An 11584-nucleotide genomic window follows, 5' to 3' on the forward strand; every position below is an offset into this window, starting at 1 on the left:
TTGGATGTGAATGCTACAGGTTCATTTGAATACCGGCCGAAACCGTTGTGACGTTCGGGTACATGGCGCCGTTGGACGTGCCCAGCTCCGGGTCCCAAAGCTTGAATTTGCTGAAAGTGAGCAAATTGTAGCCTTGCAGGTAAATGCGTGTGTTCTTCACCGAAAACCGTTCGAGCAGCGATGCGGGAAGCGTGTATGTCAACTCGGCGGTTTTCAGGCGGAGGTAGGAAACATCCTTCACCCACCAGCTGCTTGCCCGGTTGTTGTTATTGTTCGCCGCGCCCCAGCCCAGCCGCGGATAAAATGCGTCCGGATTGGGATTATCCACGCTCCAGCGATCTTCCGCGATGGCGTAAAGATTGCTCCTGTCCGCAGCGGCACCGTTGGCGAAGGGAATGATCCCATCACCGGAAATGTAACGGTCAACCTGTCCCGCGCCCTGGAAAAATGCGCCGATGGAAAACCCTTTCCAGTTCACGTTGAGCCCGAAGCCGTACGTAACTGCAGGAATCGTCCCCCGGCCGATTTGCGCCTCGTCGTAGCTGTTGATGACGCCGTCGCCGTTGAGGTCTTTGTACCGGATATCACCAGGTCTCGGCCTCCCTCCCAACGCGCTCTGGTCGGCACTGGTTTCGATCTCATGTTCGTTGGTGAACAGGCCGAGGGCGATGAGCCCGTAGGTGGCGTTGAGGTTCGTGCCACGACGATTCATCCAGGGATGGACTGCGTCCGGCTGGTCGTTTTCGATAACTTTATCACGGTTAAACGTCAGGTTGCCGCGGAGGTTCCAGGTAGTGGCGCCGATCTTCAGCGGCAGGCTTTCCACCGTCATATCAATCCCTTTGTTTTCGATCACCCCGAGGTTGGCGAAAGGATTGCTGATCACACCCACCATATCGCTGAGGGTGCCGCGCTGTAGGAATACCCCGGTCCTGCGCTCCTTGAAAAGGTCCACAACTACCGACAGGTTATTGTTGAGCGTTTTAAATTCCACTCCCAGGTCGGATTTGCGGGCGGTGGACCAGGTTACATCCACGCCGTATTCGGAAATCGCAACGCCGTTATACCCTACGCGGGCAGTAGGCCCGCCGAAAGTATACCCCGCGGCTGATCCGTTTACGAAAGTCTGGTAACCGAAGCGCCGGCCGCCGCTGCCCGAGCCCACGGTACCATCGGAGAACCGGAGCTTGAGGAACTGGATGTATTTGCTGGCGCCTTCGAAAAAGGGCTCTTCCGATACTACCCAACCGATGCCGTAAGAGGGAAAAAAGCCGTAACGTTCACTGGGAGCGAAGTTCTCCGATCCATTATACCCGAAATTCAATTCTCCGAAGTAGCGGCCTTTGTAGGAATATGTACCCCTCCCCGCGATACCACGGAAACGGTAAGGGATCGATGCGATCAAATCCCCGGCGAAAGCATTCAGGAAATCGCTCTGGTTGTACAATAACATGCCGCTTACGGAATGCTGGCCGAAGTCCTTCGCATAGTTAAGCGCCGTTTCGGTATAAAACCGGCGGTCGCCTCCATTGGAACGGCTATAACCCAAGGTGTTTTCACCCGTCCAGGTTTTGAACAGGTTCAGCGATCCGTCCGGGTTGTAGGGCTGGTTCTGGTTAACGAACCAGGTATCTTCGCGCTTGCCGCGGGTAATGGTCTGGCTGTTGTAAGTATCAAAGGAGAACATGGTGGTGAAAGTGAGGCCGGGCACCCAGAATCCCAGGTCCTGGTTCACCCGGGCATTGGTATACACCTGGTTGCCGAAAACCGTCTGGAACCCGCGGCGGGTAATGTCTGCATAGGGGTTACGGTCTGCCCCGTCAGGACCGCTGGCATTGATTCCCGGAACTTTATTGCCGGGGTACATGATCGGAAATATCACGGGAGACAGCGCCATGGCCGACTGGAAAGCCGTGGATGAGCTCACGGCCGGGTAATTGGCATTGGTGATATACCCCTGGATACCCAGTTCGAATTTTGTAGTCTTCGTCAGCGTCAGGTTTGTATTGCTCGTGAAATTGAATTTCTTGAAGCGGGTATCGGCATTATATTTCTCGAGTCCGTCCGTTTTGAGGAGCCCATTTTCATCATAATATGCCAGGGACACGTAGTAATTCGCTTTATCAGTACCACCTGTAGCGCTAACGTTCACGCGGCGGTTGTTGCCCCGGTCGTTGAACAGGGCGCGTATCCAGTCTACATTGGGGTATACGATGGGATCATCTCCTTTGGCCGTATTGTCTATATAAGCCTGGGAGAAACGGGGCGCCTGGCCGCTGTTGGCGAGCGCTTCGTTGGCCAGTTTCATATAGATAAGGCCGTTGGCCATTTCCGGGATCTGCGTGAAAGTGGTGAGGCCCTGGTTGTAATTCACCACGAAGGCCGTTTTACCGGCCTTGCCGCCTTTGGTTTTCACCAATACTACGCCGTTTGCGCCGCGCACGCCGTAAACGGCGGTGGCGGCTGCATCTTTCAGAATGGAGAAGGAGGCGATGTCTTCAGGGTCGATGCTATTGAGGCTTCTTTCCACCCCATCCACCAAAATCAGCGGTGCGGCACTGTTGGTTCCGGTAAATGTGGAAATGCCGCGGATCCAGATTTCCGAGAAATCCCGGCCCGGTTCACCGGATCGCTGGACCCCTACCACACCGGCGATCCTGCCGGCCAGCACGTTGGTGATACTGGCAACGGGCTGTTTCAGCTCTTCCACGTTGACGGAAGACTGCGCACCAACCAGGCTGATCTTTTTCTGCCGCCCGAAACCGACTACCACCACTTCATTGACATTCCCCTCGGCGGCTTCCAGCGTTACGTTGATCTCCAGGGAACTGCCCACCTGCAGCACCTGCGTTTTAAAACTTACATGCGAAAACTCAAGCGCACTTTGCTTGTTGGCTTTTACGGTATACCGGCCGCTACCATCCGTAATGGCCAGGGCGGAAGGATTGTTGGAAACCCGCACGGTAACAGCTTCCACCGGCTTGTCCAACCGGTCGCGCACAATACCCGAAATCGTAATTTCACCGCTTGATTGCGCCATCAGCGGCCAAAGCGGCATCAGTAATAGACATAGGGATATGAACAGGCCGGCAGGGAGCCGCCCTTTCATACCATGGCACCATTTTTTCATGATCATGGCATAAGTAGATTTGATTGATAAGAATGTTGAATTGGTTGAAGCGATCGGGGTTAAAATTACCAAACATGCCATGGCATTGCTGTTAACGGAAGTCAAACAAATAGTTAACACATTCTAAATAGGCCGCCTTCCTTCCGCTTTCTTGAAAACCTTTCCTACCTTCCGCAAATGGTATTCAACCTGCGCCGGATGAAAAAATCAAAATTCACCTATATCGTCATCGCTGTCGTGAGCTTCCTTGCGCTCACTTCCGTGCAGGCATATCTGATTTACAATACTTTCAAACTCCGCAATGACCAGTATAAAATACCGGAAAAAAAGATCGTGCGGGAGCGCTACGAGCGGGAAATGACCAACGAAAACCTGTTCCCCGGCGCGGGGAAGATTGTGGACCGTTATATCGAGAACGACAACATCTATCTGCTCGAAAACTATTACAAGAAAGACTCCGCGCAGTTTGAGCTGCTGAAGCAGCGCATGCTCGACAGCACCTGGCAGGCGCTGACCGCCCGTAATAATATGGACAGCCTGCTGACCGACATCCTGCAGAACAACGATATCCATGAAACGTTCCGCTACGCCCTGGTGCTGAATGCCATAGATGTGGCTTTCGAAAGCAACCGGTACATCCCGCTGTATGAGGCTGGCCGTTTTTATCCGCTGCTCAACGTAGCCGCCCAAAAACCAATGGGCCTGCTGATCGGCGGCAACCTCAAAAAACCAGGCCGCCACAACCTCGTGTCTTCCCTCACACTCAGCAGCACACGGCCATACAGTTACCGAATCAGCTTCTCCCTTTTCATGGATACCGACGATCGTACCCTGACCATCCTCAAACTCATGTGGCCGCTGTTGCTGCTGTCGGTATTGTCCGTACTCGGCGTCGTGACCATTTTCTTCGCTACTTATATGAACTGGCTGCGGCAGCGGAAATTGTCGGACATGAAAAGCGATTTCATCAACAACATCACCCACGAGCTGCATACGCCACTGGCTGCCATTGCCGTGGCCGGGAAGAGCCTGCGAAACGACCGGATAAACGAAAGAAAGGAGAATATCCTGGCGCTCACGGATGTGATCGAACGCCAGAGCTGCCGTTTGCGGCAGCTCATCACCCAGGTGCTGGACATTACCGCTTCCGGCAAGATCGCACTGAACAAGTCGCCGCAATCCGTTCACCAGCATCTGGAAGAAATCCTGTTGGACTTCCGGCTGAAATACACTGAGGAAAACATCCTCCTGGAACTGCATAAGGATGCGCGGCAAGCGGAGGCGGAAATAGACCCTTTCTGGTTTGCTACAATGGTATTCAACCTGCTGGACAATGCTGTAAAATACAATACCAGTAAGGATAAAAGGATTACCGTCAGCACCCGCAACAATAAAAAGCAATTGGAATTAAGGATAGAAGACAATGGCATCGGCATCCCCGCAGCGGTGCAGCGCTATGTATTCGATAAATTTTACCGCCATACCCGCCAGGAGGTAACGCAGATTAAAGGGCTGGGCCTTGGGCTGTATTATGTAAAACAATGCGTGGAAGCGCATGGCTGGGACCTGCAGACCGTGAGCCCGCCCGGCAAAGGCACCCTTTTCCTGATCTCTATCCCGCTGTTACAATAACGTCAGATGAAAATAAACATCCTTTTTGTGGAAGATGAAACCGACCTCGGTAATGTGGTAAGCCAATACCTGGAAGTGATGGATGCCTCCGTAACCTGGTGTACCAATGGCCCGGACGCGCTCCGCACCTTCCAGGCCAACCCCGCCGCATTCGATATCCTCCTGCTCGACGTAAGCCTGCCGCAGATGGACGGATTCCAGCTCGCGCGCGAAGTCCTGAAAACCGCGCCCGACACTTCTTTTCTTTTCCTGACCGCCCGGAAGGAAAAACAAGACCGCATGCAGGGGCTGCATATCGGGGCCGACGACTACATTACCAAACCCTTCGATATCGACGAACTGGTTTTGCGCATCCGCAATATCGTGCGGCGGCGCACCGGCGGCGGCCCTGTTGTCAACTGCATGCATATCGGGGACGTCCAATATTACAAAGACAGCCTGAAGCTCCGCATTCCCGACAGGAAAGACGTTACCCTTACCCCGCGCGAAGCCGAGCTTTTCGAATTCCTTTTCAAACATTCCAACAGGGTGGTGAAACGGGAAGAAATACTGGTACAATTATGGGGCGACAATGACTATTTCCTCGGACGCAGCCTCGATGTTTTCATTTCCCGGCTCCGCAAACTGCTGCAACATTCGCAAAAGGTAACGATCGAAAACGTTTATGGGCTGGGCTACATATTGAAAGACCAGTCCCGGGACGCGGGATAAACCTGCTCCAACGGAAAAGGCCGTCGCATTTTGCAATGAGACGGCCTTTTCTATGTAATTCCGTAAGTCTTATTTGCTCTTCATGCGCTGGCGCATCGCCATGCCGAAGCCTACCGCCATCACGATGATGCCGATCCAAAGCACGTTGATATGCGGGAAGATGAGCGCCTTCAGCACGATGTAATCCATCGGCTCGCGGGTTTCTTTCAGTTCGATCTGCACCTTATTCTCGTTCGGCAGGATCTTGGTGAACTTCACCGCCAAGCTCAGGGGCGCCACGGTATCGGGCACATTCGCCTGGAAGCTGCTGTCGCGGATGAAATATACCGGGTTGATCCGGAAATCACCGTTGTCGCGGGTATGTACGTAAATATCGGCTCCCACGGCGATGTCGCCCGTTTCGGGATGATAATTCTTTTGTTTCGGCTTGGTATTGAGGCTCTCCAGCACCATAAAGCCCTTCGAGAAGTACACGGTATCGCCCTGGGTGATGACGTGCGGGGTGTAAGGCAGCGTGTCGGCCGGGATATCTTTCCGGGGCACAGCGGTGATGTAGGTGAAGATATCGCGCGTCAGGTAGTGCTTGGAATCCGGATTCGGCGTGATGCCTTCCTGCCCTTTCACGTTGAGATACGCGTCGGGATAGAGGGTAAAGCGCTCGGTGGGCTCGGCGTCAAGCGTCGCTTTGCGTTCGTATTCAACGATATAGAGCGTCTTATCCTTATCCACCGTGGAGATGGAATCACCGCGATAGGTTACGAAATACGGTCCCATTTGCACCGGCAGCCCTTTAGGGAGCATGAGGTTTTCACGGGAGTTCTGGCCGCTTTCTTTCGTGAAATAGCCACTCAGCACGTTCATCTTATCGACAGACAAAACCTCCTTCTTGCTGGAAGAGATGAGAATCCCCAGCAGCATGAGCCCGAAGCCCACGTGGGCCACGGAGGCGCCGGCGGCTTTAGTCTTGCCTTTCAGGACGGTAATAATATAAGTGATGTTGGCCACTACGGAATACACGCAGGCGAAGAGCATGAGGTAAACGCCCAGCAGGAAGCCCGCGCCGTAGTCGGTGAAGAAGATGCGGCCCGTCCACCCGATCAGCACCGCGATGGCGATGGAGATCAGCGTAGGCCATGCCAGTTTTTTCGCCAGCACGCCTTTGGGGGTATCCTTGTACTTCATGAACTGGGTGATAGCTGTGAGCAGGGCGATGATGATCGCCAGCCAGATCTGCACTTTGTTGTAATGCAGCATCACATCGGTCGGGGGCGCGAATTCTTCGAGATTGAAAAGTTTGCGCAGGCCGGAGAGGTCGAGCAGTTTGTTCCAAACGGGGATGGAGGTGAAGAAGGTCACGTGCAGGGCGGAAACCAGCAGCACGAGGGCGCCAACGAACATCCAAAACTCGCGGGAGTAAGTGCTTTCTTCCTTTTTCATCTGCGGGATCTGCTTTCCGCGGGCGACCAGCATCCATAAGGCCGGGATGGTGAATATGCCCATGAACACCAGGAGCTGGCCGCTCATGCCGAGGTCGGTAAACGAGTGCACCGAGGTTTGGCCGAGGATACCGCTGCGGGTCAGGAAAGTGGAATACAGGATGAAAACGAAGGATATAATGACGAAGAAGAAAGACGATTTAAGGGCGTGGCCGGAGTGGCGGAAGGCCAGCATGGTATGGATACCGGCTACGAGGGTCAGCCAGGGAACCATGGAGGCGTTCTCTACGGGGTCCCATGCCCAGTAACCGCCGAAGGTCAGCGATTCGTAGGCCCAGGCCGCACCCATCATGATGCCCACGCCGAGCACCATGCCGGCGAAGAGGGCCCAGGGGAGCGCGGGTTTCACCCATTCGGTATAGCGGCGCGTCCAGAGGCCGGCAACGCCATAGGCGAATGGCACGATAGTGGCGGCGAAACCGAGGAAGAGCACCGGCGGGTGGATCACCATCCAGTAGTTCTTCAGCAGCGCGTTCAGACCGTTTCCGTCCATGAACTGCTTGAACTGCATGTAATCCGGGTTATTGAAGATAGGCAACGAAGGGTCTTCCTGCCGGATGAGGAGGAAGGGGTTGCTGCCCACTTTATAATCGAAAACGTAAATCCCGATGAGCATGCTGCCCAGGCAAACCTGCGAAAATGCGAGGACCGCCATCACGGGAGCTTCCCAGGATTTCGAGGTGTTCACGAGAATAATCCCCAGCACGCTGTGCCATACGCTCCAGAGCAGGAAGCTGCCCTCCTGCCCTTCCCAGAAACAGCTGAGGAGGTATTTCACTTCCAGGTCGCGGTCGGAGTGCTGCCAGGCATACTTATATTCGAATAAGTGATTGGAAATGATGTAGTAAAGTGTGGCGAATACGGCGAATACGGAAAATGCCTGGGTATAGAACGCCCAGCGGCCTATTTTGGCCCAGGAAGCCTTCTTAAGCTCATCCGTCTGCCTGACGCTGATGAAGTAAGCCACTACAGACACCAGGGAGGCGACGAACGCCAGGATGCTGAATAAATGGCCCAGTTGACCGGGAAGCAGGTGCTCCCCATTGTATTTGATCGATTCCAAAGGTTGTCCGTAAGTTGTGATGAATCCCGCCGCCGGTTCAGGCATAGCACAAAAGGCGACGATATACAGTTATATAATATTTTCCTTAAATGTCTTTCTGTGCGCTGTAGGCGGTTTGCTCGTCTTTATATTTGGACGGGCATTTCATAAGGATTTTGGTGCACTGGAACTCAGTACCCACCATCCGGCCGGTGAGCACCAGCTCGGTGGATTTCTCGAAGTCGGTAGGCCGGGTGCCGTAGAACACGACACGGCTGATTTCGCCGCTTTTGTCTTTCATGTGAAAGCTGAAATAGTTGGCGTCTTTGGCGGGATCGTAAATAACGGATTTGGTGCTGTCGAGCGCGCCGATCACGTGAATTTCCTTTCCTTCCTTTTTACGGGCGGTGGCGAATGTTTCGTAAGTGCTGAAATCACCTACCATCATAACCATACCAGCCACGCATACCGCAATAACTACGAGCAGAATAATACTTGTCTTCTTCATCCTTACCAGATTAATCGTGGACAAAGGTAGCCAAAAAACCCGTTCAGGGGGCCTGATATTCGTCAGGTTTCCCCCTCCCGGAACCAATTTTTACCTGTACCTTTGCGCGGAAATACGCTAAGTACTGATTTATCATGGCTGATCTCTCGAAATTTGATCCCAACTCCCCCGGCCTGCTGTCCAATAACATATTCGGACTGCCTTTCGGGGAAGACGATGCCCGGCTGGTGCTCCTCCCGGTGCCCTGGGAAGTGACGGTGTCCTACAACAACGGTACTGCCCGCGGGCCGGAACACATTTTCAAAGCCTCCCTGCAGGTGGACCTCTACGACACGGACACCGGCACCGACGGCTGGAAACAGGGCTTCTTCATGCGCGAATGCGACCGGCAGCTGCTGCTCCGGAGCGATTACCTCCGCAAGGAAGCCGAGCTTTACCTGAAATTCCTCGCTGAAGGCGGAGACGTGAACGACAACGACTTCATGCGCCGTTCGGTTGACGATGTGAACAAAGGGACCGAGAAAATGAATGCCTGGGTCTACGAACAGACGAAAGGCCTTCTCGCCAAAGGGAAACTGGTAGGCCTCGTAGGCGGCGACCACTCCACACCGCTGGGCTTCTTCCGCGCCATCGGCGAGCATAAGGGCGATTTCGGCATCCTCCAGATCGACGCGCACGCCGATCTCCGCGACAGCTACGAAGGTTTTAAATACTCCCACGCGTCCATCATGTACAACGCCCTGCAGGAAGTGCCGCAGCTCAAAAAGCTGGTGCAGGTAGGCCTCCGCGACTACTGCGAAGGGGAACTGGAGCTGATCCGCAACAGCGGCGGGCGCATTACGGCGTATTTCGACCACGACATGAAAGAGCGCATGTACGAAGGCGAGGCCTGGAAGAGCATTTGCGACGATATCATCCAGCAGCTGCCGCAGCAGGTACATATTTCTTTCGATATCGACGGACTGGACCCGAAGCTTTGTCCGCATACCGGCACCCCGGTGCCCGGGGGCCTCGAAGCGCAGCAGGTATATTACCTCTTCCGCCGCGTGATCGAAAGCGGGCGCACCATTATCAGCTTCGACCTGGTGGAGGTAAGCGCCGGGCTCGATGAGTGGGACGCCAACGTGGGCGCGCGCATCCTTTTCAAATTGTGTAACCTGATGGTTAAATCCAATGTATAAATTCCGCATCCTCCATCCAAACGCCATTACCAAATTACGCATGCAGCCCGTCATGCACGGCATGATCGGCATCCTGTTCCTGTTCAACGTCATCGGCGTCTATAAAATGGAAGATCCCAACTGGCTCATGGCACTGCTGTTTATCGCGCTGGGCACGGCCAGTCTGGCTTTCCCCTTCATGATGCGCAAAATGCGCAAGATGTCGGAAACCAATTCGGTATTGCGCCTCCTGCAGGTGTTTACCCTCTTCAGCGGCAGCCTTTTCTTCCTTTCGCATATGCAGCCCATTATCGGCGGCACCCTCCTGCTGGCGGGGCTCGGCGTGGGTTATACGGCCTACGCGGAATACCGCATCATGCAACCGGCGTATGCGGAAATCGGGGAAGCGGGCATTACGCTCCCCACCGTATTCGGCACCAAAGCATTCAGATGGAACGAAATGAATAACGTAGTTTTGCGGAACGATCTGCTGACACTGGATTTCAGAAATAACAAAGTGCTCCAGCTGGACGTACTCGACGAATACTCCCCGGCGCAAACGGCGGAGATCAATGCATTTTTTCAATCAAGGCTGACATGAACGTTTCTCCTTATATAATGTATTCAGACGGCAAGGGCAACATTTTCGAGGACACCTCGCTATATGTTGTGGGCCGCAGCGGTTGGGACGCGTTTCCCATCCCCGAAGACGAATGGATCGAGCTGCCCGAGGGAGGCAACCTGTATGAACTACCCGGCCGCCGCGGCATCGGGATCGACGTGAAGACCGGCGAAATGCGCCTCTGCGAAAAAGGATGGGCCGTGGCGGCATTCATCCCGCCCGCGCATACCGGCTTCTACCTGGCCGCCTATGAAACGCTGCCAGACGCGCCCACCCTCCCGCTTTTCTGTTATACGGCAGCCGGCTGGCACAACGAAAAGTTCTATGTGCCCGCCGTGCGCATCGAGCAGGATATCCGGCAGGAATGCGGCGGTTTCAGCGATAACAAAGTGAAATCCGGCGTGGAAGACATGATCACCGCCTACCCGCACAACCGCCTCGTGCAACACCTGGCGAACAACTGCGCGCTGACGTATCACTGTCCTGCCGCCCGGAACTATTTCATGGGCCGCTGGGAATGCCCCATCCCCTCTTCCCCCGCCTGCAACGCCAACTGCATCGGCTGTATTTCGTTCCAGCCGGAAGACGAGACCATCGTATCCACGCAGGACCGCCTCACCTTCAAGCCTACGGCAGAAGAGATCGTGGAGTTCACCGTTCCGCACCTGGAGTCGGCGCCCTATCCCATCGTGAGCTTCGGGCAGGGTTGCGAAGGCGAGCCGCTGCTCATGTGGGAAACCATCCGCGAATCGATCCTCGAAATCCGCAAGCATACAGATAAAGGCAGCATCAACATCAACACCAACGGCAGCAAGCCCAATGCGGTGCGCGAGCTCTGCAAGGCAGGCCTCAACAGCATCCGCGTGAGCCTCAACTCCGTTCGCGAACATATCTACACACCGTATTACCGCCCCAACAACTACCAGTTTTCCGATATCCTGGAAAGCATCAAGGTGGTGCGGGAACATGGCGGCTGGGCTTCCATCAACTACTTCGTGTTTCCGGGTATGACCGATACCGTAGAGGAATATGAAGCCCTCCGCACCGTGATCCGGGAAACCGGGCTGAATATGATCCAGTGGCGGAATTTCAACATCGATCCGGACTGGTACCTCGGCAAAATCGGTGTTACCGAAACGGGCGATGTGCTGGGCATTAAGCAGCTCATGGAGCTTATCCGCGAGGAGTTCCCCGAAGTGAAATTCGGCTACTACAACCCGCCTATGGAACGCATCAAAGGCAATTACGAAGCGGATTTCGCACACGTATAATCCTTTTTATAA

Annotated in this window: 8 protein-coding genes; 5 read left to right on the forward strand and 3 right to left on the reverse strand. The window is 54.5% G+C overall.

Going from position 1 to position 11584, the window contains the following annotated elements; all coding sequences use genetic code 11:
• Window positions 1–13 precede the first annotated feature (13 nt).
• Window positions 14–3136: a TonB-dependent receptor gene (locus tag WJU16_RS02160; RefSeq protein ID WP_341836683.1), complete on the reverse strand. Its 3123-nt coding sequence runs from the start codon at window positions 3134–3136 to the stop codon at window positions 14–16.
• Window positions 3137–3328: 192 nt separating this feature from the next.
• On the opposite strand from WJU16_RS02160, the gene WJU16_RS02165 reads away from it, so the two are divergent.
• Both WJU16_RS02165 and WJU16_RS02170 read left to right on the forward strand, forming a co-directional pair.
• Window positions 3329–4762: a HAMP domain-containing sensor histidine kinase gene (locus WJU16_RS02165; RefSeq protein WP_341836684.1), complete on the forward strand. Its 1434-nt coding sequence runs from the start codon at window positions 3329–3331 to the stop codon at window positions 4760–4762.
• A gap of 6 nt (window positions 4763–4768) precedes the next feature.
• Window positions 4769–5473: a response regulator transcription factor gene (locus WJU16_RS02170; RefSeq protein ID WP_341836685.1), complete on the forward strand. Its 705-nt coding sequence runs from the start codon at window positions 4769–4771 to the stop codon at window positions 5471–5473.
• Between the two features lie 69 nt (window positions 5474–5542).
• Here the strand turns inward: WJU16_RS02170 and ccsA are convergent, their stop codons facing one another.
• Together ccsA and WJU16_RS02180 are read right to left on the reverse strand one after the other, a co-directional pair.
• Window positions 5543–8032 (reverse strand): cytochrome c biogenesis protein CcsA, encoded by a 2490-nt coding sequence (gene ccsA / locus WJU16_RS02175; protein WP_341836686.1) that lies wholly within the window; start codon window positions 8030–8032, stop codon window positions 5543–5545.
• Between the two features lie 85 nt (window positions 8033–8117).
• Window positions 8118–8519: a cytochrome c maturation protein CcmE gene (locus WJU16_RS02180; protein WP_341836687.1), complete on the reverse strand. Its 402-nt coding sequence runs from the start codon at window positions 8517–8519 to the stop codon at window positions 8118–8120.
• Between the two features lie 134 nt (window positions 8520–8653).
• On the opposite strand from WJU16_RS02180, the gene WJU16_RS02185 reads away from it, so the two are divergent.
• The 3 genes from WJU16_RS02185 to WJU16_RS02195 are packed head-to-tail and all read left to right on the forward strand — an operon-like array spanning window position 8654 to window position 11572.
• Entirely contained in the window at window positions 8654–9700 is a 1047-nt protein-coding gene (locus WJU16_RS02185) for an agmatinase family protein (RefSeq protein ID WP_341836688.1), read from the forward strand.
• Entirely contained in the window at window positions 9693–10280 is a 588-nt protein-coding gene (locus WJU16_RS02190) for a hypothetical protein (RefSeq protein WP_341836689.1), read from the forward strand. Before WJU16_RS02185 ends, WJU16_RS02190 begins: the two co-directional genes overlap by 8 nt.
• Window positions 10277–11572, forward strand: coding sequence for a radical SAM protein (locus tag WJU16_RS02195; RefSeq protein WP_341836690.1), 1296 nt, complete (start codon window positions 10277–10279; stop codon window positions 11570–11572). The genes WJU16_RS02190 and WJU16_RS02195 overlap by 4 nt, the downstream gene beginning before the upstream one ends.
• The last annotated feature ends 12 nt before the right edge of the window (window positions 11573–11584 follow it).

The sequence above is a fragment of the Chitinophaga pollutisoli genome, from assembly GCF_038396755.1.
Classification (GTDB): Bacteria; Bacteroidota; Bacteroidia; order Chitinophagales; family Chitinophagaceae; genus Chitinophaga; species Chitinophaga pollutisoli.